Here is a 21,595-nt window from a genome sequence, read left to right as displayed (position 1 = left end):
CCCCGGGTCTTGCGCGGGCCGTGGTACCGACGAGTAATCTGCTCGGACGTGCCACGGCCCGCCGGGTTTTCCGCCTGTGGCCCCGGCGCGCCGTGCGTGTTTCCGGGTCGGTCGGGATTGGGCGGTTTCGATGAGCAGTGTCGTGGAGCAGACGGTCGACGGGCCGCCTTCCGCCGCCCGGTCCCGACGTCGGCCGGCCGCCGTGCTTCAGGGCGTGGCGATCGGGCTCGGCCTGGTCCTCATGGTCGGCGGCTTCGCGCTCCTTGCCGTGGACTACCGGCCCTACCGCATCCCGACGGCCTCGATGGCGCCCACGCTCCGGGTCGGGGACACCGTCGTGGCCCGGAAGATCGACGGCGGGGCCGTCGGCCGGGGCGACGTGGTGGTCTTCCGGGACCAGGCCTGGGGCGGCGAGCTGATGGTCAAGCGCGTGGTGGCGGTGGGTGGCGACACGGTGGCCACCACCGATGACGACCGCCGCCTGACCGTCAACGGCAAGCCGGTGGACGAGCCGTACCTGGCCGCACAGGGCGCGACGGGGAGCCCCTTCTCCGTCGAGGTGCCGGCCGGCCGGCTCTTCCTGCTCGGTGACAACCGGCTGGGCTCGCTCGACTCCCGTACCCACCTGGAGATCGACGGCGGGACCATCCCGGCCGGCGAGGTGCAGGCCCGGGTGGAGGCCACCCTGATGCCGTTCGGCCGGGGCGGACTGCTTGCCCGTACCCAGGCCTTCGACGCGCTCGACGGGCCGAGGGCCGGCGAACCGGGCCCGCTGGAGCCGACCTTCTACGCCACCGTTGTAGGCGCGGCGCTGATCGTCGTGACATCCGCGGTGGGCGGCGTGGCGGGGCTGGCGGGCCGGATCGGGCGCCGCCGCGCGGCCTGACCGCGACCGCCCGGGGCCGTTGCCCGGCCGCTCTGCCGAACACCACCCCGGACGCCGCCGCCGGATGGCAGGATCGGAAGCGCCACCGGGGCGTAGGGAGAGAGCAGGGGGAAGCGCCATGACGGCGAAGCGTCGCAGGGCAGCGCGCATCCTGCTGTTGGACGGGCAGGACCGGCTCCTGCTCTTCCGCGGCTCCGACCCTGCGGTCCCGGGCGTCACCTGGTGGTTCACACCCGGGGGCGGTTTGGAATCGGGGGAGGGCGTGCGCGAAGCGGCCGCGCGGGAACTGGTCGAGGAGACCGGACTGCGGGGCGTGGAGCTGGGGCCCTTGGTGGCGTACGGCACGGCTTCCTTCTCCTTTCAGGGGCAGCGTTACGAGCAGGAGCAGTGGTTCCACCTGGCCCGGACCTCGGACACGGTGCTCGACCACTCGGGAATGGGCGCCGATGAACACGCCCAGCTGCTCGCGGCGCGCTGGTGGACGGTCGAGGAGCTGCGGGAAACCGCCGAGACGGTCTACCCGGTCGGGCTGGCGGAGTTCGTGGGGCAACTGTTGGCCGAGGGGCCGCCAGTCGTTCCAGTACGGCTCTGAGGGTGGGTGTGGTGGTCCACAATGGGTGGACGTGACAAGTTGAGGGGACGCCTGGATGAGTGCCGAAGATCTCGAGAAGTACGAGACCGAGATGGAGCTCAAGCTCTACCGGGAGTACCGGGACGTCGTCGGCCTGTTCAAGTACGTGATCGAAACCGAGCGGCGTTTCTACCTCACCAACGACTACGAGTTGCAGGTGCACTCGGTCCAGGGCGAGGTCTTCTTCGAGGTGTCGATGGCGGATGCGTGGGTCTGGGACATGTACCGGCCGGCCCGGTTCGTCCGCAAGGTCCGGGTGCTGACCTTCAAGGACGTGAACATCGAGGAGCTCGCGAAGAGCGATCTGGAGCTGCCCTCGGACGACTCGGGCTTCGGGAACTGACGTTGGACCGACCGGTCCTGTGGTGTCCAGAGGAATTTCGAGGATCCCGGGATTCCCACTCTCCCGGGTGACGAAAGTTATCCACAGGCCCTGGTTATCCACAGGAAATAGCTAGTCTCTGGCCTCGTGTAGACCTGCACGGCAACCTCCACGGCGGAGGTGATGACCGTGCAGGACACGAAGCGCTCGACGCGCAAGCAGGCATCAGGGGATCAGCAGGACGCAAAGGTGGGGCGGCCGCCCCGACGCAGGACGGCCCGGGCGCTGGACGGGCCCCCGCCCGCCGCCCCGCCGGGCCCGTCGGCTCCGGCCGACCCGAAGCCCGGCCCCCAGGAGCCGGCCCGGCCGGAGCGCAGTACGAACAACGGCCTCGGCCGCTACGGGGAGCGGGTGGCCGCCCGTCGCCTCGCCGAGGACGGGCTCCGCATCCTGGACCGCAACTGGCGCTGCGTCGAGGGCGAGCTGGACATCGTCGCCCTCGACGGCGACACGCTGGCGGTCTGCGAGGTGAAGACCCGCTCCGAGCGGGGATTCCAGCAGCCCAGCGAGGCCATCGACCGGGCCAAGGCCGCCCGGCTGCAGCGACTGGCCGAGCGCTGGATGGTCGAGCGCTGGCCAGGGCACTTCGCCCGGCTGGCCGGCGCCGACTACCAGTCCGCGCCGGAGGACCCGAGGTGGCCGCCCCTGCCGCCCGGCGGCGTCCGCATCGACCTGGTGGCCGTCATCAACCGGATCCGGGGCGCCGCCTCCGTGGACCACCTGCGCGGGGTGGTCTGAGATGGCCTTCGCCCGCACGTGTTCCGTGGCACTGGTCGGAGTCGACGGCGTGATCGTCGAGGTCCAGGCCGACCTGGAGCCCGGAGTCGCCGCGTTCACCCTGGTCGGTCTGCCCGACAAGGCCCTCAGCGAGGCCCGCGACCGGGTCCGCGCCGCCGTCGTGAACAGCGGCGAGGCATGGCCGCAGCGAAAGCTCACCGTCGGGCTGAGCCCCGCCTCGGTCCCCAAGAGCGGCAGCGGCTTCGACCTCGCGGTTGCCTGCGCCGTCCTCGCCGCCGCCGAGCGGCTGGACCCGTCCGCCATCGCCGAGCTGCTGATCATCGGAGAGCTGGGGCTGGACGGCCGGGTACGCCCGGTACGCGGAGTCCTGCCTTCCGTGCTCGCCGCCGCGGACGCCGGCTACCAGCAGGTGGTGGTCGCCGAGCAGACCGCCGCCGAGGCCTCGCTGGTCCCCGGGGTGAGTGTCATCGGTGTCCGTAGCCTTCGCCAGCTCATCGCCGTCCTGAGCGGTGCCCCGGAGCCGGAGGAGCCGCCCGACCGCATCGGCGGTCGGCCCGATCCGCTGATGGCCGGGCTGATGCTGCCGAGCGCGGGAGTACGCGGACTGCCGGACGACACGGCGGCACGCCTCGACATGGCCGATGTGGCGGGTCAGTACGAAGCCAGGCGAGCCCTGGAGATCGCCGCCGCAGGAGGTCACCACCTCTACCTCAAGGGGCCGCCGGGAGCCGGCAAGACAATGCTGGCGGAGCGGTTGCCGGCTCTGCTGCCGCCGCTCACCCAGAAGGAGGCGCTGGAGGTCACCGCCGTGCACTCGGTGGCGGGCCTGCTGCCCGCCGGTCGGCCGCTGGTCGACTGCGCGCCGTACTGCGCCCCGCACCACTCCACGACCATGCCGGCGATCGTCGGCGGTGGCAGTGGGCTGCCGAGACCGGGTGCGGTCTCGTTGGCCCATCGGGGCGTGCTGTTCCTGGACGAGGCGCCCGAGTTTCCCGTACGGGTGCTCGACGCGCTGCGCCAGCCGCTGGAGTCAGGGGAGGTGGTGATCGCCCGCTCGGCCGGCTCGCTCCGACTCCCCGCCAGATTCCTGCTCTGCCTGGCGGCGAACCCGTGTCCGTGCGGGCGGTACTCGCGGCGCGGAGAGGGGTGCGAGTGCACGCCGGTGATGGTCAGCCGCTATCAGGGGCGGCTGTCCGGACCGCTGTTGGACCGGGTCGACCTCCAGGTCCAGGTCGCCCCGGTGACCAGGGTCGAGCTGATGGAACGCGACAGTACGGCCGAGACCACCCAGACCGTCGCGGCCCGGGTGCTGGCGGCCCGCGAGCGGGCGGCGGCCCGACTGGCCCACACCCCCTGGCGGACCAACGCGGAGGTGCCCGGCCATGAGCTGCGCACCCGCTGGCAGCTGGCCTCCGGCGCGCTGGACGACGCCGCCCGCCAGTTGGAGCGGGGGCTGCTGACCGCCCGCGGCCTGGACCGGGTGCTCCGGGTCGCCTGGACGGTCGCCGACCTCGCGGGCCGGGACCGCCCGGACCAGCGGGATGTGCTGACCGCCCTCGTCCTGCGCACCGGAGTCGAACAGGGCCTGCCGTTGACGAAGCATCCGTACGGCCGACCCGGGAGCGATCCGCGGGACGGCAGCCCGCCCCCGGACGAGCCGGCGGCCGGCAAGTCCGTGCGGACCCGCCCCGCCGGCACAGGCCGCAAGAAGTGACCAGCAGTCAAGGAGCGAGGAGAAAGAGCGTGAACCAGGCGATCAAGCACCCGAAGGCGTCGTCCGGGGAGGCCTTGGCGGCCCCGAAGGCCGAGCCGGGCGTCGGGCGCGGTACGAGTGCGACGGCCGGCCCCGCGGCGGCCGGCCCCGCCGTCGAGCCGGAGCGCTACGCCCGAGCGGCCCTGACCAGGCTCGGCGAACCCGGTGACGCGGTCGTCGGCCGGTGGCTGTCCCGGCTCGATGCCGCCGCAGTGCTCCAGGCGATCCGGGAGGGAGTGGTACCCGACCATCCGGCCCTGGATACGGCCCGGCTCGCGAGCTACCGCGCCAGACTCGCCGGACTCGACCCCGGCGCGGACCTGGAACGGGTACGAGCAGTCGGTGGACGCTTCATCATTCCGGGGGACACGGAATGGCCGAGCCAGCTCGATGATCTGGGCGACGGGCGGCCGATCGGGCTGTGGGTGGTCGGGGCGGGATCGCTGCGTCTGCTCGCCCTCCGCTCGGTAGCCGTGGTCGGTGCCCGTGCCTGCACCGCGTACGGCGCGCACGTGGCGGGGGACATGTCTGCACAGCTGGCCGAGCGCGGGTGGGTGGTGGTCTCCGGTGCGGCCTACGGGATCGACGCGGCCGCCCACCGCGGAGCGCTGGCGGTCGGCGGTATGACCGTCGGGGTCCTCGCCTGCGGAGTGGACGTCGCCTACCCGCGCGGGAACACCGACCTCATCCGGCGGATCGCGGCGCAGGGGCTGCTGCTGAGCGAACTGCCGCCGGGGGAACACCCCAACCGCTTCCGGTTCGTGCTGCGCAACCGCGTCATCGCGGCGCTCACCCGGGGCACCGTCGTGGTCGAGGCGGCGATCCGCAGTGGCGCGCTGAGCACGGCCCGGCGCGCGCGGGACCTCAACCGGCACGCCATGGGCGTCGCGGGGCCGGTGACGTCGGCGTTCTCCGCCGGGGTGCACGTGATGATCCGCAGCGGAGGCGCCACGCTGGTCACCGATGCGGCGGAGGTGGCCGAGTTGATCGGCGCGATCGGCGATGACCTGGCACCGCAGCGCCTCGGGCCGGTGCTGCCCAGGGATCTGCTGGAGCCGGCCGTGGCCCGGGTGCTGGAGGCCGTTCCCGCCACGGCGGAGGGTGCGCCCGTGGAGCGCTTGGCGCGGCAGTCGGGACTCCCGCCGGACGAAGTGCTCCAGCGGCTCTACGAGTTGGGCTCGCTTGGCTTCGTCGAACGGTACGGGGCGCACTGGCGGCTGGTGCGGGGGAGGTGACGCGGTGAGGCCGAGCCGGGAGTGCTGAGGAGCGGCAGCGGAGAGATGCGGCCGAGCGGGAGGGTCCTCGTTCGTCCACCTCCGGTGCCGGGATCCGGTGACGAGAAACGCCACCGGATCGGGGGACGACCGAGTGGCGGTAGCGCATTGCAGTGAGTCGGTCACGCTACGCTCGCCGTGCCTTCCCTATCAGCACATGACTCGGCAGAACGGCGCAGACCAACGCATGCCCACACACATTCCCGGACACAGAGTGACCGGTGGCGCCCGGTCCTCGGGAGGGCCGAGGACCGAGCGGCGCCCCGTGACCGAGTTCCCGCCCAAAGCGGGGGGTGCGATGGGGGCCCTGGCACGGCAGGGCGGTCGACCCCCTTCGGTGCCCGGCCAGCCTGCCGACGCCGAAGCGAGCAGTGCAGCGAGCGCTGCGGAGAGTACGGAGACCGGCGTAGAGGCGGGCGTCGAGACCGACGGGCCGCGCGGCGCTTCACCGGCCGTCGAGGTGGACGCGGGCGAGGAGGTGAGGGCGGACCGGGTGGTGGTGCGCAGCGGCCAGGACCGCGAAGGGCTGCGCATCGGGGCGCCGGCCGACCGACCTGGCGCGCCTGAGGAGGCCAACGCTTCCGCCGGCTCCAGGGCGTCAGGGGCTCCCGCCCGGCCGACCGCTGAAGCGGGTACTGCCGCAGAGGGTCCCGCCACAGCGGTTGCCGCCGTAGGGGTGGGAGCCCCCGAGGCCGTCGCCGCAGAGCCGGCCGTTACGTCCGAGTCGGCTGCGCCGCCCCCTTCGGCGGGGGCGCCCGCGCCGCGCCGGGAGACCGGCGGGAGCGACCGCACGGCGCTCGAAGCGCTCTGGCGCTCCTACAAGGAGACAGGGGATCAGCGGCTGCGGGAGCAGCTGATCCTCCACTACTCGCCACTCGTCAAGTACGTGGCCGGCCGGGTCGGGGTCGGCCTGCCGTCCAACGTCGAGCAGGCCGACTTCGTCTCCTCCGGGGTCTTCGGACTGATCGACGCGATCGAGAAGTTCGACATCAACCGGGCCATCAAGTTCGAGACGTACGCGATCAGCCGGATCCGCGGGGCGATCATCGACGAGCTGAGGGCGCTCGACTGGATCCCGCGCTCGGTGCGGCAGAAGGCGAAGGCGGTCGAGCGCACGTACGCGACGCTGGAGGCCCGGCTGCGGCGGACCCCGCACGAGCCGGAGGTCGCGGCCGAGATGGGCATCGCGATCGAGGACCTGCACGCCATCTTCAGTCAGCTGTCGCTCGCCAACGTGGTGGCGCTCGACGAGCTGCTCCACCCGGTCGGGGAGGGCGGGGACCGGCCGAGCCTGGTGGACACCCTGGAGGACCACGGCGCCGACAACCCGGTGGAGGTGGCCGAGGACCGGGAGCTGCGCAGGCTGCTGGCCCAGGCGGTGAACACCCTCCCCGAACGAGAGAAGACCGTCGTGACGCTCTACTACTACGAGGGCCTGACCCTCGCGGAGATCGGCCAGGTGCTCGGGGTGACGGAGAGCAGGGTCAGCCAGATCCACACCAAGTCGGTGCTGCAGTTGCGGGCCAAGCTCTCCGACATCAGGTGAGGCGTGCCGCCGGGCGGCGCCGCGCCGTGCATGTGCACGGTGCCGCGCCCCCGCGCGCCACCGCCGGCATGCGCGGCGCCGTTCCGGCGGGGTGTAGGGCTCCGTACAGTGGGAGGGTGCCGAAGATCCGAGCGGCCACATTGGCCGAGCATCGCCAGCTGCAGCGGGCAGCTCTTCTTGACGCTGCCCGCAGCCTCCTCACCGAAGGAGGCATGGAGGCCCTGACCTTCCCCGCGCTTGCAGCGCGCACCGGGCTGGCGCGTTCCTCGGTCTATGAGTACTTCCGCTCCCGCGCCGCCGTGGTGGAGGTGCTGTGCGAGGTCGACTTCCCGCTCTGGGCGGCCGAGATCGAGGCTGGTATGGAGAGCTGCGACACCGCCGCCGGGCGGGTCGAGGCGTATGTGCGGGGCCAGCTGGCGCTTGCGGGGGACCCGCGACACCGGGCCGTGGCGGCGATCTCGGCGCTGGAGCTCGACGAGGCCGCCCGGGAGCGCATCCGGGCAGCCCACGGCAAGCTCGTCGGCCTGGTGATCCGGGCGCTTGAGGACCTCGGGCACTCACAGCCCCGGTTGGCGGCGGCGCTGCTCCAGGGAATCGTGGAGGCGGCCGTCAGACAGACCGAGCAGCGGGCCGGCGGCGGAAGGGCCGAGAGCCCCGAAGCGATCGCGGACGCCGCCGTGGCCATCGCCCTGCACGGTCTCGGCCGGGGCTGACCGGCGGCAGTCCTCACCCGCCACCGCCCAGCGGCAGCAGCCGCGCCGCACCGGCGCCGAGCAGCGCCAGCGGGTCGAGGTACCGCTCGCCGCGCAACAGTCCCCAGTGCAGGCAGCCGTCGGCGCAGTGGCCGGTGCCGGGCGCGAGCTGTCCGACCACCTGGCCGGCCGACACCGCGGTACCCACGGGGACGGAGCCCGCGACGGGCAGGTAGGTCGTGCGCAGTGGAGGGGTGCCGGAGCCCTGATGGGTGACGGTGACCACCGGGCGGCCCGCCACAAGCCCCGCATAGGTGACCACCCCCGGGGCCGACGACCGTACGTCCGTGCCGGACTGCGCGGCCAGGTCGACCCCCCGGTGCCCGGCGGCCCAGGGTTTCGGCGGGGCCTCGAACCGCCCGCGCACCCCGCCGGGCCCGCCCACCGGCCACGCTCGCCCCGCTCCGGGCGCAGCCCCGGACGCCCCGGCGGCGGCCCCGGACGAAGCCGCGGCCCCGGCAGCCGTCCCGGCCGCGTGCCCCGCAGGTGCCGGCAGGCCGGCGAGCAGGAGGGCTGCCATGAGCAGGGCGAGCAGCAGCGCCCGCCGGCGCGGCTCCGGGTCGCGCGGCGGTGGTAGCGGAGGCGGAAGGGCGAACCGTCGAGAGCCACCGAGGGCGTCAGCGGCAGGGAAGAGTGCAGGGCAGGGGCGAACCGTCATGGCGACGAGGGTCCCCGCGTCACCCCGCCCCGACCACCCCCGCTCGGATTCCTGTGGACAACCGGCCCCTGTGGACAAAAGGCGTCCCCCGAACGGGTGCACTACAGCGCAGGGACGCCCATCCTGGCCGGGCCCCGCACACCTTCGGCACAGACCCGCCATAGGCCCGACATAGGCCCGGCCCAACACCGCACCGCCCCCAGAGCCACCCGCGGCGCCGCGCCGGCTCCACCCCGGCCCGGCCCCGACACCACCCCGGCGCTGTCTGCACCCCGCTGTGAAGTCGCCCGTCGCTCGGAGCTTCCCGTACACTTCACACGCGACCCGGTCCGCCGGGTCGACTTCGCACGCCCCGCCACCGGCGGTCGGACGCGGCTCAGCCGCTACCCCCGCCAGGTGCGAGTGCCGCTCGGTCCGCCGAGCCCGACCGGTCCCCGGACCGCGAAGGCCGAAGCGGCTCGGCACGTTCGGGGCGTCAGGCGTGGCTGTCACCTGGCTGCCACGGACAAAACCGAGCCTGACCCGGCCGAACGCAGCCGCCCGAGCGGGGAGCGCCACCGTGCGACCCACGACGACTGCTGCACGAGAGCCGGGCGCAACACCTTAGGAGTACGGCTATGGCCGTCGTCACGATGCGGGAGCTGCTGGAGAGCGGCGTCCACTTCGGTCACCAGACCCGTCGCTGGAACCCGAAGATGAAGCGCTTCATCATCACCGAGCGCAACGGCATCTACATCATCGACCTCCTGCAGTCGCTGAACTACATCGACCGCGCCTTCGAGTTCATCAAGGAGACCGTTGCCCACGGCGGCAGCGTCCTCTTCGTCGGCACGAAGAAGCAGGCCCAGGAGGCCATCGCCGAGCAGGCCACCCGCGTGGGCATGCCCTACGTGAACCAGCGCTGGCTCGGCGGCATGCTGACCAACTTCTCGACCGTCTACAAGCGTCTGCAGCGCCTCAAGGAGCTCGGCGAGCTGGACTTCGCGGATGTGGCCGGCTCCGGTCTCACCAAGAAGGAGCTCCTGGTCCTCCAGCGCGAGCACGACAAGCTGGAGAAGACCCTCGGCGGTATCCGCGACATGCAGCGCGTTCCCAGCGCTGTCTGGATCGTGGACACCAAGAAGGAGCACATCGCGGTCGGCGAGGCCCGGAAGCTCAACATCCCGGTCGTCGCCATCCTCGACACCAACTGCGACCCCGACGAGGTCGACTACAAGATCCCGGGCAACGACGACGCGATCCGCTCCGTCACCCTGCTGACCCGTGTGATCGCCGACGCCGTCGCCGAGGGCCTGAAGTCCCGCGCGGGTGTCGCCAAGGGCGACGCGAAGGCCGAGCCGGGCGCCGACCAGCCGCTGGCCGACTGGGAGAAGGACCTCATCGAGGGCGAGAAGAAGGCCGAGGAGGCCCCCGCGGCCGCCGAGGCCGAGGCCCCCGCCGCCGAGGTTGAGGCCCCCGCCGCCGAGGTCGAGGCCCCGGCCGCCGAGGTCGAGGCCCCGGCCGCCGACGCTCCGGCCGAGCAGGCCTGACGTACCAAGGGTGAGGGGCACCCGCCGGTACGACACCGGTAGGTGCCCCTCTCTCCCGTGCCGGGACCGAACCAGCGGTCCCGGCGCAACCCCACGCAGACACGCGAGACGCGAGAAGAGATTCACACCATGGCGAACTTCACCGCCGCGGACGTCAAGAAGCTCCGTGAGCTCACCGGCGCCGGCATGATGGACTGCAAGAAGGCCCTTGACGAGGCCGAGGGCGACGTCCAGAAGGCCGTCGAGTTCCTGCGCATCAAGGGCCAGAAGGGCGTTGCCAAGCGCGAGGGCCGCGACGCCTCCAACGGCGCCGTTGCCGCGCTGATCGCCGAGGACAAGAAGTCCGGCGTTCTGGTCGAGCTGAACTGCGAGACCGACTTCGTCGCCAAGGGTGACAACTTCGTCCAGGTTGCCGACGCGATCGCCGCCCACATGGCGAAGACCGCCCCGGCCGACCTGGAGGCCGCCCTGGCTTCCGAGATCGAGGCCGGCAAGACCGTCCAGCAGTTCGTGGACGAGGCCAACGCGACCCTGGGCGAGAAGATCGTCTTCCGTCGCTTCGCCCAGTTCTCGGGTGACGGCTTCGTTGCCGTCTACCTGCACAAGACCAGCCCCGACCTGCCGCCGGCCGTCGGCGTCCTGGTCGAGCTGGACAAGGAGAACGCCGAGGTCGCCAAGGACGTCGCGCAGCACATCGCCGCCTTCGCCCCGAAGTACCTCTCCCGCGAGGAGATCCCGGCCGCCGACCTCGAGAACGAGCGTCGCGTCGCCGAGGCCACCGCTCGCGAGGAGGGCAAGCCGGAGGCCGCCCTGCCGAAGATCGTCGAGGGCCGCGTCACCGGTTACGTGAAGGAGAACTCCGTTCTGGAGCAGGCCTTCGCCAAGGACAACAAGAAGACCGTCGCCAAGGTCCTCGAGGAGAACGGCGTCGCCCTCAAGCGCTTCGCCCGCTTCCGCGTCGGCGCCTGAGCCACGTTCCACCGGGCTCCCGGCCCGCATAGGCTGGGAACCGCCCCCGTCCGCTGACCAGGGCGGGAGGGACGCGCCGAGCGGGCTCCACCCAGCGTCATCCGTCTATGGGCGGGCCGCGTCGGCACCATGAACGACGAGGAGGCCATTGCCGTGCAGGACACCGTACCGGTTCCCGCGGCAGTGGCCTCCTCGCGTGTACGCGCAGGCCGGGGATCCGCACACCCGCGCCTGTGAACCAGTAGGTGCAGAAGGAGAAGTCCATGCAGGAGACGCAGGAGACCGCGCAGGACCCCCAGGCCGGAACGCGCCGCCGGGTGATGCTGAAGCTGTCCGGTGAAGCCTTCGCCGGTGGCGGCGGGCTCGGCGTCGACCCGGACGTCGTGCACGCGATCGCACGTGAGATCGCCACCGTCGTCCGCGCCGGTACCGAGGTCGCGGTGGTGATCGGCGGGGGGAACTTCTTCCGTGGTGCGGAGCTCCAGGTCCGCGGTATGGACCGGGCCCGTTCCGACTACATGGGCATGCTGGGCACCGTGATGAACTGCCTCGCGCTCCAGGACTTCCTGGTCAAGGAGGGCATCGAGACCCGGGTCCAGACCGCCATCACGATGGGCCAGGTCGCCGAGCCGTACCTGCCGCTGCGCGCCGTCCGGCACCTGGAGAAGGGCCGAGTGGTGATCTTCGGCGCCGGTATGGGCATGCCGTACTTCTCCACCGACACCACCGCCGTCCAGCGCGCGCTGGAGATCCACGCCGACGTGCTGCTGATGGGCAAGAACGGCGTGGACGGCGTCTACGACTCCGACCCCCGGACCAACCCGGACGCGGTCAAGTTCGACGCGCTGGAGTACTCCGAGGTCATCACCCGTGATCTGAAGGTCGCCGACCTCACCGCGATCACGCTGTGCAAGGACAACAACCTCCCGATGCTGGTCTTCGAGCTGCTGGCGGAGGGCAATATCGCGCGTGCGGTGAAGAGTGAGAAGATCGGCACACTCATCAGCCAGGATTCTGTCCGGGCCTGAGCAGCAATCAGCCGTACCGGACGGCGTCGACACCGCGACCGGGTTTGACGCCGACACCGGTCGGGACAACCGCAGATGAACCGGACAGGGAGTACACAGTGATCGAAGAGACCCTCCTCGAGGCCGAGGAGAAGATGGAGAAGGCTGTCGAGGTCGCCAAGAACGACTTCGCCGCCATCCGGACCGGCCGTGCGCACCCGGCGATGTTCGCCAAGATCGTGGCCGAGTACTACGGCGCCGTGACGCCGATCAACCAGCTGGCGTCCTTCTCCGTGCCGGAGCCGCGGATGGCGGTCGTCGCGCCGTTCGACAAGACCGCTCTGAAGGCCATCGAGCAGGCGATCCGCGACTCCGACCTGGGCGTCAACCCGAGCAACGACGGTTCCATCATCCGGGTGGTGCTCCCCGAGCTCACCGAGGAGCGTCGCCGCGAGTACATCAAGGTCGCCCGCGGCAAGGGCGAGGACGCCAAGGTCTCCATCCGCTCGGTCCGCCGCAAGGCCAAGGACGCCATCGACAAGCTGGTCAAGGACGGCGAGATCGGCGAGGACGAGGGCCGCCGCGCGGAGAAGGAGCTCGACGACACCACGGCCAAGTACGTGGCCGGCGTCGACGAGCTGCTGAAGCACAAGGAAGCCGAGCTGCTCGAAGTCTGATGAACGACGCCCCTGACGCCCCTGGCTACTGGGGCCCATCCGACCCGCAGCACCAGCAGAACCCGCACGATCAGCAGCACCCGCACTACCGGCCGTACCGGCCGGGGCAACCGCTGCAGCAGCCGCACCCGCAGCAGGCCCACCAGCCGCAGCCCGATGCGAACGGCATGCAGCACACCCAGCAGTTCCCGCCGTACCCGGCCGGACCGGCCGCTGCGGGTGACCAGGGACACCGAACGGGTCACTCGCAGCAGCCTCCGGTGTACTGGGGCGGTGACGCGGAGGAGACTCAGGTCATGCCTCCCGTACCGACGGCCAGCCCCGGGCCGGAGCCGACTCCGAGGCGCTCCCCGGGACGGACGGCCCAGCCGACCCCCGGTCCGGCCGAGGAGCAGTCGGGCCGGGAGGCCGGCCGGCTGAGCGGCCCGCTGTTCCGGGACGAGCAGCCCGAGACGGCGGTGCCGGGTGCGGCCGAGACGGTCGTGCTCCGTGCGGTCACCGAGAACTCCGGCCCGGCGCAGGCTCCGGCCGGCCGGCCGTACCCGCAGGCACCGGGGCTCCCCGGTGCCCCGGCCCACCCCGGGCCGCCGCCGAGCCACCCGGCGGCCGGGCAGCCCCACCTTGTGCCGTCGTCCCACCCAGGGCAGGAGACACCCGTGGCCGAGCCCGAACCGCAGCCGCGCAAGCAGCGCGGTGGCCGAAACCTCCAAGCCGCGATAGGCGTGGGCGTCGGCCTCGGCGCGGTGATCATCGCCTCCCTGTTCGTGGTGAAGGCGCTGTTCCTGGTCGTGGTGATGGCGGCCGTGGTGGTCGGCGTCTGGGAGCTGTCCAGCCGGCTGACCGAGCGCAAGGAGATCAACGCACCGCTGATCCCGCTGGTCGCGGGCAGTATCGCGATGATCTCCACCGGCTACTGGGCCGGGGTCCAGTGGGCGGCGGCCTCCCTGGCGCTGACCGGGTTGGCGGTGATGGTCTGGCGGATGGCCCAGCCGCCGGAGAACTACCTGCGGGACATAACGGCGGGTATCTTCACCGCCTTCTACGTCCCGTTCCTGGCCACCTTCGTGGCGATGATGCTGGCGGCCGACGACGGCCCCCAGCGCATCGTGCTCTTCCTGATCGTCACGGTCTGCAGCGACACCGGCGCCTATGCGGTGGGCTACAAGTTCGGCAAGACCAAGCTGGCGCCGACGATCAGCCCGGGCAAGACCCGCGAGGGCCTGGCCGGCGGCATCGGCCTGTCGATGCTGGCGGGCGCGCTGCTGATGGAGCTGATCATCGACGGCGGCAGCTGGTGGCAGGGCCTGATCCTGGGCGGCTGCGCGGCGGTCACCGCGACCCTGGGCGACCTGGGGGAGTCGATGATCAAGCGCGACCTGGGCATCAAGGACATGGGCACCCTGCTGCCCGGCCACGGCGGCATCATGGACCGGCTGGACTCGCTCCTGCCGACCGCTCCGGTGGTCTGGCTGCTGCTGGCCGCCTTCGTGGGCAGCTAGAGGTTCACCAGCAGGCCGTGGAGGCCGGCGAGGCAACTTCCCGGGGTCCTGTCGAACCGGGTGGCGATGCCTCGTCGGCCTTCGGTCTGTTTGGCCAGGTGGTCGACGGTGTTCCGCTCCGTGCCGAAATCACGTCGCCTCCGCGCGGCGGAGCCGGCTGAGCGACGGGGCCGCCGACGGGCCGTCCGAGGACGGCCGACGAGGACGGCCGATGCCCAGGGGTGACGGTCGCCCCGGGCCTCGGGAGACGGGTTCGCTCCGTCGGTCTGCGACACTGGTCAGACCATGCCTAAGCCCGGAGAACTCACCTTTGTCGCGCCGCGCGGCTCCAAGCCCCCGCGACACCTCGCCGACCTGAGCCCCGCCGAGCGCAAGGAGGCCGTCGCCGAGCTGGGCGAGCAGCCGTTCCGCGCGAAGCAGCTCTCCAACCACTACTTCGGCCGGATGTCGAACGACCCGGCGAGCTGGTCGGACATCCCCGCCGCCAGCCGGGAGAAGCTCACCGAGAGCCTGCTGCCCGACCTGATGTCGGTGGTGCGGCACGTCTCGTGCGACGACGACACCACCCGCAAGACGCTGTGGAAGCTGTTCGACGGCACGCTCGTCGAGTCGGTGCTGATGCGCTACCCGGACCGGGTCACGATGTGCATCAGCTCGCAGGCCGGGTGCGGTATGAACTGCCCGTTCTGCGCCACCGGCCAGGCCGGTCTGACCCGCAACCTCTCCACGGCCGAGATCGTCGAGCAGATCGCCGCCGGGATGCGCGCGCTCAAGGCCGGCGAGATCCCGGGCGGCGAGGCGCGGCTCTCCAACGTGGTCTTCATGGGCATGGGCGAGCCGCTGGCGAACTACAACCGGGTGCTGGCCTCGATCCGCCGCCTCACCGACCCGGCGCCGGACGGCTTCGGCCTCTCCCAGCGCGGTATCACCGTGTCCACCGTCGGCCTGGTCCCGGCCATGAACCGGCTCGCCGACGAGGGTCTGAGCTGCCGCCTCGCGCTGTCGCTGCACGCCCCGGACGACGAGCTGCGCGACGAGCTGGTGCCGGTCAACACCCGGTGGAAGGTCGCCGAGGTGCTGGACGCGGCGTGGAACTACGCGGAGAAGTCCGGTCGCCGGATCTCCATCGAGTACGCGCTGATCAAGGACATCAACGACCAGGCGTGGCGCGCGGACCTGCTCGGCCGACTGATCAAGAACCACCGGGTGCACGTCAACCTGATCCCGCTGAACCCGACCCCGGGGTCCAAGTGGACGGCCTCGCGGCCCGAGGACGAGCGCGAGTTCGTCCGTCGGCTGCAGTCGCACGGTGTGCCGACCACCGTCCGAGACACCCGCGGTCAGGAGATCGACGGGGCCTGCGGTCAGCTCGCAGCGGCGGGCTGAACAGGCGGTACTGAACAGGCGGTACTGAACGAGCGGTACCGAGCAGGCGGCGGGGCCGCGCAGGCGCGCGGCCGGCGGGAGCCGGGCTGGATCCGGAGCCGGACCGAAGGGTCCGGACTCAGGCCAGCCCGGCGGCCGCCAGAACGGCGGTCAGCCCGCCGGTGACCAGCAGGACGGTGCCGGTGGCCAGCGCCCGCAGCGCGACGGCGCCGAACAGCAGCCGGGGCGCGGCGCCGAGCCGCAGCAGCGCGTCGGTGACATCCCGGCGGGCGGTGCGGACCTCGGCCAGCCGCGCCACCACGGCCGCCGCCGTGCAGCCCAGCACCAGGCAGGCCTCGATCGCGGGCAGCGCGTCGGCGCTGCCGGGGGTGCCGATCCAGTAGCGGATGGTCGTGAGCACCATCGCGAGGGCCAGGGTGAGGACGGCCAGCGGCGGGCCGAGCCGGCGGGCCTGGGCGGTCAGCCCGCGGCCGGCCAGCAGCCGTAGCGGGGTCGGGCGGCCGAGCGCCAGCAGCCGCCCGGTCCAGGACAGCAGTGGCCCGGTGAGCAGCACCAGGCCGAGCGCGCACGCGACCCAGCCGCCGAGCGCGGCGGTGCTGGTACTGCCGAGGCCGGCCGGAAGGCGGATCGGCCGGCCGTCGGCGGCTGAGCCGGGCCGCAGCGCGATCAGCTCCAGGGCGAGGCCGGTGACGGCCAGGCCGACCGGCAGCGCGATGCGCAGCGGGCTGAAGCCGGTCGGTGCCGGGCGGCGGCCGCCGGGCAGGGCCTCGGCGAGCGGTACCGCGCCGGCCGCGGCGATTCCGGCGGTCAGCGGCACCAGGGCGAGCAGCGTGACGGGTGCGGCGGCGGGCAGCGGGACGCCCATACCGAGGTCGGGGGCGAGCGCGGGCCCGGCGATGTCGTTGCGCAGCACCAGGAAGACCAGCAGGGTCAGCGCGCTGCCGAGGGTGCAGGCGAGCGCGATCTCCCCGGCGATCAGGGTGCGGATCCGGGCGGCCCCGGCCCCGGCGGCGGTCAGACCGGTGATCCGCTCGGGCCGCTGGGCGGGGACGGCGCGGGCGGCGACGGCGGCGAACCAGGCGACGGCGGCCAGCGGCGGCAGGCACCAGAGCAGCCGGACCAGGGCGTCTCCGGGGCCGAGCGGGTCGCTCATCGCCCGGCCGAGCGCGCGCAGCAGGAAGCCCGCGACCACCGCCCCGGCGAGGGCGGTCAGCAGCCAGCGGCCGAGGTCGAGTGCCCGGTAGCCCCGGGCCAGACGGAGATAGAACACGTCGACTCTTTCAGCGGCGCCGGGCCGACACGGCGGACGCTCCGACCGATCCCGGCGTGCCGGCGGCCCCGGCGCCGCCGGGGAGGCCGCGCGGGACGGGGGCGGCGGGGGCGGTGAGCCGTCCGTCGAGGAGGGCGACGGAGCGGTCGGCGAACCGGACGAGCTCGGGGTCGTGGGTCGCGAGGACGAGGGTGAGCTGGTGCGAGCGCGCCGCGCTGGTCAGTATCCGCAGGACCTGGTCGGCGGCCTCGCGGTGCAGCGGCGCGGTGGGGTCGTCGGCGAAGACGACCGGCGGCAGCGGGGCGAGCGCGCGGGCGACGGCGATCCGCTGGCGCTGGCTCTGGACGAGCCGCTCGGGCCGCTGCTTGGCGATCGCGCCGACGTCGAGGCGGTCCAGCCACTCGTCGGCGGCGGTGTACGCGGCCTTGCTGCCGGCGCCGGCCAGCAGCAGGGGGAGGGCGACGTTCTCCCGGGCGGTCAGCTCGGGTACCAGGTGCGGTTCGGAGCCGACGAAGCCGAAGCGGTCGCGGCGCAGCCGCTCGCGGCCGGAGCGGCCCAGCGTGTGCACCGGGGCGCTGTTGAACCAGACCTCCCCCTCGTCGACCGGGAGGTGGGCGGAGAGGCAGCCGAGCAGGGTGCTCTTGCCGGAGCCGCGCGGGCCGGTGACGGCCAGTACCTCGCCCTCCCGGACGCCGAGCGAGACGCCGCGCAGGGCGGGGGTGCCGTGATGGGACTTGACGATCCCCCGGGCCCACAGCACGTCGTTGTCAGGCGGGGCCGCTGACATGAGGTTCCATCCTGGGTGGCCGCAGGGATATGACAGTCGTCAGATTAGAACGATCGGGACCGGGCGCGGTTGCGGCGCACTGGTCCATCAAGGGCAAATCACCCGTAATCAGGCGTGTTTGATCGCCAGGACCGGGGAGATCAGCGGAAAAACACCTATGGGCGGTCCCGCGCGAAGCGGGACCGCCCATAGGCGGAGGGTGGGGAAGAAGGATCAGGTGGTCAGATCTTCGCCCACGCGTCGGTGAGGCTGGTCCGCAGGATCTGCTCGATCTCGTCGAAGGTCGACTGGTCGGAGATCAGCGGCGGGGCCAGCTGGATGACCGGGTCGCCACGGTCGTCGGCGCGGCAGTACAGGCCGTTGTCGAACAGCGCCTTCGACAGGAAGCCGTAGAGCACGCGCTCGACCTCGTCGTCGTTGAACGACTCCTTGGTGACCTTGTCCTTCACGAGCTCGATGCCGTAGAAGTACCCGTTGCCGCGGACGTCGCCGACGATCGGCAGGTCGCGGAGCTTGTCCAGGGTGCCGAGGAAGTTCGCCTCGTTGTCCAGGACGTGCTGGTTCAGGCCCTCGCGCTCGAAGATGTCGAGGTTGGCCAGCGCCACCGCGGAGGAGACCGGGTGGCCGCCGAAGGTGTAGCCGTGCAGGAAGGTGTTGTCACCCTTGTAGAACGGCTCGGCGAGGCGGTCCGAGATGATCGTGGCGCCGATCGGGGAGTAGCCCGAGGTCATGCCCTTGGCGCAGGTGATCATGTCGGGCTGGTAGCCGAACTTGTCGGCGCCGAACATGGTGCCCAGGCGGCCGAAGGCGCAGATGACCTCGTCCGAGACCAGCAGCACGTCGTGGCGGTCGCAGATCTCGCGCAGGCGCTGGAAGTACCCGGGCGGCGGCGGGAAGCAGCCGCCGGCGTTCTGGACCGGCTCGACGAAGACGGCGGCGACGGTCTCGGCGCCCTCGTTGAGGATGGCCACCTCGATCTCGTCGGCGCACCAGCGGCCGTAGGCCTCGGGGTCGACCGTGCCGTCGGGGCCGGCCAGGAAGGCCGGGGCGCGGTAGATGTTGGTGTTCGGGGCCTTGTGGGTGCCCGGCACCAGCGGCTCGAACGGGGCCTTCAGGCCCGGCAGGCCGGTGATCGACAGGGCGCCCTGCGGGGTGCCGTGGTAGGCGACCGCACGCGAGATGACCTTGTACTTGGTCGGCTTGCCGGTCAGCTTGAAGTACTGCTTGGCAAGCTTCCAGGCGGTCTCGACCGCCTCGCCGCCACCGGTGGAGAAGAAGACCTTGTTCAGGTCGCCCGGGGCGTAGTTGGCCAGGCGCTCGGCCAGCTCGACGGCCTTCGGGTGGGCGTAGCTCCACACCGGGAAGAAGGCGAGCTCCTTGGCCTGCTTGGCAGCGGCCTCGGCGAGCTCCTCGCGGCCGTGACCGGCCTGGACGACGAACAGGCCGGCGAGGCCGTCGAGGTACTTGCGGCCCTTGTCGTCCCAGACGTAGGTGCCCTCGCCCTTGACGATCGTCGGCACGGGGGAGTTCTCGTACGACGACATGCGGGTGAAGTGCATCCACAGGTGGTCGTAGGCGGTCTTGGAAAGGTCCTTCTGCGCCGGGTCGGCTGTCATCGGGTGCCCCAGGTGTAGGTCTGTTTCCGGAGCTTCAGGTAAACGAAGCTCTCGGTGCTCCGCACGCCGGGAAGCGCGCGGATGCGCTTGTTGATCATTTCGAGCAGGTGCTCGTCGTCCTCGCAGACCAGTTCGGCCAGGAGGTCGAACGAGCCTGCGGTGCAGACGACGTAGTCGACCTCGTCGAGGGCGGCCAGCGCGTCGGCGACGGGCTCGATGTCGCCTTCGACGCGGATTCCGACCATCGCCTGGCGGGTGAAGCCGACGGTGAGCGGGTCCGTGACGGCGACGATCTGCATCACGCCTTGGTCGAGCAGCTTCTGGACGCGCTGTCGTACGGCCGCCTCGGACAGGCCGACGGCCTTGCCGATGGCTGCGTACGGGCGGCGCCCGTCCTCCTGGAGCTGCTCGATGATCGCCTTGGAGGCGGCGTCGAGGGGAACGCTGGCGTTCCGGTCGCGGTTGGCCACGCCGCAACTGTGCCTGATCGTTCCCCTGTTCGCAAGCGCGGATGCTGCTGATTTCGTCGTGATCTTGGAAATCCCATGCGGATTTCATCGCTCTTCGTTGCTCGGCCTGTCGATACCGGCAGTTCTCCGGCTACCCTGGCAAGGTACGCGCGCACCCCCGCTGCGGAGCGCGCGTTCCGCCAACAGTGGACCGCGCCACACCGGGCCCGGCCACTCGGCGCCCTTCGTCCGGCGGACCTGCCGACGTACCATGGCGCCGGATTCTGCAACGCCGCAGGCCCAGACCGAGGAGAGACCGTGAGCGACCTTCGCACGCTGCGCAACTACATCAACGGTGAGTTCGTCGATGCGGCGGACGGCCGCACGCTCGACATCGTGGACCCCACCACCGGCGAGGTCTACGCGACGTCCCCGCTTTCCGGCGCCTCCGACGTCGACGCCGCCATGGCCGCCGCCGCCGCCGCGTTCCCGGCCTGGCGCGACGCCACCCCCAGCACCCGGCAGAAGCTGCTCCTCAAGATCGCGGACGCGGTCGAGGCGCGTGCCGACGAGATCGTCGACACCGAGGTCCGCAACACCGGCAAGCCGCGGGCGCTGACCCTCTCCGAGGAGATCGGCCCGATGGTGGACCAGATCCGCTTCTTCGCCGGTGCCGCCCGCCTGCTGGAGGGCAAGGCCGCCGGTGAGTACATGGACGGGATGACCTCGATCGTCCGCCGCGAGCCGGTCGGCGTCTGCGCCCAGGTCGCGCCGTGGAACTACCCGATGATGATGGCCGTCTGGAAGTTCGCCCCGGCCATCGCCGCCGGCAACACCGTCGTGCTCAAGCCCTCGGACACCACCCCGGCCTCCACCGTGCTGCTCGCCGACATCATCGGCGGCGTGCTCAAGGAGCTGGACCTGCCGGCCGGCGTCTTCAACGTGATCTGCGGCGACCGCGAGACCGGCAAGGCCATGGTCGAGCACCCCACCCCGGCGATGGCCTCCATCACCGGTTCGGTGCGCGCCGGCATCTCGGTGGCCGAGTCCGCCGCCAAGGACGTCAAGCGCGTCCACCTGGAGCTGGGCGGCAAGGCCCCGGTCGTGGTCTTCGAGGACGCCGACATCGCCGAGGCGGTCGAGGGCATCTCGGTGGCCGGTTTCTTCAACGCGGGCCAGGACTGCACCGCCGCCACCCGCGTGCTGGTGCACGAGTCGATCCACGACGCCTTCGTGGAGGCGCTGGCCAAGGCCGCCGCCGAGACCAAGACCGGTGGCGTGGACGACGAGGACGTGCTCTACGGCCCGCTGAACAACGCCAACCAGCTGCAGCAGGTCACCGGCTTCATCGAGCGGCTGCCGGCGCACGCCAAGGTCGAGGCCGGCGGCCACCGGGTCGGCGACAAGGGCTACTTCTACGCCCCGACCGTCGTCTCCGGCCTGAACCAGGACGACGAGATCATCCAGAACGAGGTCTTCGGCCCGGTCATCACCGTGCAGAAGTTCTCCGACGAGGAGCAGGCCGTCGGCTACGCCAACGGCGTCGAGTACGCGCTGGCCTCCTCGGTGTGGACCAAGGACCACGCCCGCGCCATGCGGATGTCGCGCCTGCTGGACTTCGGCTGCGTCTGGATCAACACCCACATCCCGCTGGTCGCCGAGATGCCGCACGGCGGCTTCAAGAAGTCCGGCTACGGCAAGGACCTCTCCTCCTACGGCTTCGAGGACTACACCCGCGTGAAGCACGTCATGACCGCTTTCTAGGTCGTGACCGTTCAGCGCAGGA

20 protein-coding genes are annotated in these 21,595 nt (G+C 71.8%); 15 read left to right on the top strand and 5 right to left on the bottom strand.

Annotated elements, in window-relative coordinates; genetic code table 11:
* The first annotated feature begins 130 nt into the window (after window positions 1–130).
* The 8 genes from lepB to ACIGZJ_RS30280 all read left to right on the top strand — a co-directional run bounded on the left by lepB (window position 131) and on the right by ACIGZJ_RS30280 (window position 7,923).
* Complete coding sequence (gene lepB / locus ACIGZJ_RS30315) at window positions 131–886, top strand: signal peptidase I (RefSeq protein WP_396460250.1); 756 nt, start codon at window positions 131–133, stop codon at window positions 884–886.
* Window positions 887–1,004: 118 nt separating this feature from the next.
* Window positions 1,005–1,478 (top strand): NUDIX hydrolase, encoded by a 474-nt coding sequence (locus ACIGZJ_RS30310; protein WP_396460249.1) that lies wholly within the window; start codon window positions 1,005–1,007, stop codon window positions 1,476–1,478.
* Window positions 1,479–1,533: 55 nt separating this feature from the next.
* Window positions 1,534–1,860: a DUF2469 domain-containing protein gene (locus tag ACIGZJ_RS30305; protein WP_148642766.1), complete on the top strand. Its 327-nt coding sequence runs from the start codon at window positions 1,534–1,536 to the stop codon at window positions 1,858–1,860.
* Between the two features lie 264 nt (window positions 1,861–2,124).
* Window positions 2,125–2,637, top strand: coding sequence for a YraN family protein (locus ACIGZJ_RS30300; RefSeq protein ID WP_396460288.1), 513 nt, complete (start codon window positions 2,125–2,127; stop codon window positions 2,635–2,637).
* 1 nt (window position 2,638) lies between these two features.
* Window positions 2,639–4,351, top strand: coding sequence for a YifB family Mg chelatase-like AAA ATPase (locus ACIGZJ_RS30295; RefSeq protein WP_396460248.1), 1,713 nt, complete (start codon window positions 2,639–2,641; stop codon window positions 4,349–4,351).
* Window positions 4,352–4,380: 29 nt separating this feature from the next.
* Complete coding sequence (gene dprA / locus ACIGZJ_RS30290) at window positions 4,381–5,625, top strand: DNA-processing protein DprA (RefSeq protein ID WP_396460247.1); 1,245 nt, start codon at window positions 4,381–4,383, stop codon at window positions 5,623–5,625.
* 715 nt (window positions 5,626–6,340) lie between these two features.
* Window positions 6,341–7,210, top strand: coding sequence for an RNA polymerase sigma factor WhiG (gene whiG / locus ACIGZJ_RS30285; protein WP_396460246.1), 870 nt, complete (start codon window positions 6,341–6,343; stop codon window positions 7,208–7,210).
* 140 nt (window positions 7,211–7,350) lie between these two features.
* Window positions 7,351–7,923 carry a TetR/AcrR family transcriptional regulator gene (locus ACIGZJ_RS30280; protein ID WP_396460287.1) on the top strand — a complete coding sequence of 191 codons (573 nt, stop codon included), beginning with the start codon at window positions 7,351–7,353 and terminating at the stop codon, window positions 7,921–7,923.
* A 13-nt stretch (window positions 7,924–7,936) separates the two neighbouring features.
* Here ACIGZJ_RS30280 and ACIGZJ_RS30275 read toward each other — a convergent pair whose 3' ends face one another.
* The gene (locus ACIGZJ_RS30275; protein ID WP_396460245.1) at window positions 7,937–8,482 is read right to left on the bottom strand and encodes a M23 family metallopeptidase; all 546 of its coding nucleotides are present in this window, start codon (window positions 8,480–8,482) and stop codon (window positions 7,937–7,939) included.
* A gap of 755 nt (window positions 8,483–9,237) precedes the next feature.
* Between ACIGZJ_RS30275 and rpsB the strand changes: the two genes are divergently transcribed.
* The 6 genes from rpsB to rlmN all read left to right on the top strand — a co-directional run bounded on the left by rpsB (window position 9,238) and on the right by rlmN (window position 15,687).
* Entirely contained in the window at window positions 9,238–10,149 is a 912-nt protein-coding gene (gene rpsB, locus ACIGZJ_RS30270; RefSeq protein WP_392929580.1) for a 30S ribosomal protein S2, read from the top strand.
* A 129-nt stretch (window positions 10,150–10,278) separates the two neighbouring features.
* Window positions 10,279–11,118, top strand: a complete 840-nt coding sequence (gene tsf / locus ACIGZJ_RS30265) for a translation elongation factor Ts (protein WP_396460244.1) — start codon at window positions 10,279–10,281, stop codon at window positions 11,116–11,118.
* 263 nt (window positions 11,119–11,381) lie between these two features.
* Window positions 11,382–12,146 carry a UMP kinase gene (pyrH, locus tag ACIGZJ_RS30260; RefSeq protein WP_392929584.1) on the top strand — a complete coding sequence of 255 codons (765 nt, stop codon included), beginning with the start codon at window positions 11,382–11,384 and terminating at the stop codon, window positions 12,144–12,146.
* A gap of 98 nt (window positions 12,147–12,244) precedes the next feature.
* Window positions 12,245–12,802, top strand: coding sequence for a ribosome recycling factor (gene frr / locus ACIGZJ_RS30255; RefSeq protein ID WP_148642762.1), 558 nt, complete (start codon window positions 12,245–12,247; stop codon window positions 12,800–12,802).
* Between the two features lie 167 nt (window positions 12,803–12,969).
* Window positions 12,970–14,301 (top strand): phosphatidate cytidylyltransferase, encoded by a 1,332-nt coding sequence (locus tag ACIGZJ_RS30250; RefSeq protein ID WP_396460286.1) that lies wholly within the window; start codon window positions 12,970–12,972, stop codon window positions 14,299–14,301.
* Between the two features lie 285 nt (window positions 14,302–14,586).
* Window positions 14,587–15,687, top strand: coding sequence for a 23S rRNA (adenine(2503)-C(2))-methyltransferase RlmN (rlmN, locus tag ACIGZJ_RS30245; protein WP_392929587.1), 1,101 nt, complete (start codon window positions 14,587–14,589; stop codon window positions 15,685–15,687).
* Window positions 15,688–15,805: 118 nt separating this feature from the next.
* On the opposite strand, the gene ACIGZJ_RS30240 is transcribed toward rlmN, so the two are convergent.
* The 4 genes from ACIGZJ_RS30240 to ACIGZJ_RS30225 form a co-directional block, all read right to left on the bottom strand.
* The gene (locus tag ACIGZJ_RS30240) at window positions 15,806–16,957 is read right to left on the bottom strand and encodes a hypothetical protein (RefSeq protein WP_396460243.1); all 1,152 of its coding nucleotides are present in this window, start codon (window positions 16,955–16,957) and stop codon (window positions 15,806–15,808) included.
* A 10-nt stretch (window positions 16,958–16,967) separates the two neighbouring features.
* Entirely contained in the window at window positions 16,968–17,744 is a 777-nt protein-coding gene (locus tag ACIGZJ_RS30235; protein ID WP_396460242.1) for an ABC transporter ATP-binding protein, read from the bottom strand.
* A gap of 221 nt (window positions 17,745–17,965) precedes the next feature.
* A complete protein-coding gene (locus ACIGZJ_RS30230) occupies window positions 17,966–19,360 on the bottom strand; it encodes an aspartate aminotransferase family protein (protein WP_387950314.1) in 1,395 nt (464 codons plus the stop codon).
* Window positions 19,357–19,830: an Lrp/AsnC family transcriptional regulator gene (locus ACIGZJ_RS30225; protein WP_030306695.1), complete on the bottom strand. Its 474-nt coding sequence runs from the start codon at window positions 19,828–19,830 to the stop codon at window positions 19,357–19,359. The genes ACIGZJ_RS30230 and ACIGZJ_RS30225 overlap by 4 nt, the downstream gene beginning before the upstream one ends.
* Before the next feature lie 297 nt (window positions 19,831–20,127).
* On the opposite strand from ACIGZJ_RS30225, the gene ACIGZJ_RS30220 reads away from it, so the two are divergent.
* Window positions 20,128–21,573, top strand: coding sequence for a gamma-aminobutyraldehyde dehydrogenase (locus ACIGZJ_RS30220; protein WP_392929593.1), 1,446 nt, complete (start codon window positions 20,128–20,130; stop codon window positions 21,571–21,573).
* Window positions 21,574–21,595: the final 22 nt, after the last annotated feature.

Origin of the sequence: Kitasatospora sp. NPDC052868, assembly GCF_044547105.1 — a bacterium.
In the GTDB taxonomy this organism is placed as follows: Bacteria; Actinomycetota; Actinomycetes; order Streptomycetales; family Streptomycetaceae; genus Kitasatospora.
The sequence above is the reverse complement of the archived record's forward strand: the minus strand, read 5'-3'. Positions and strand labels throughout refer to the sequence as shown.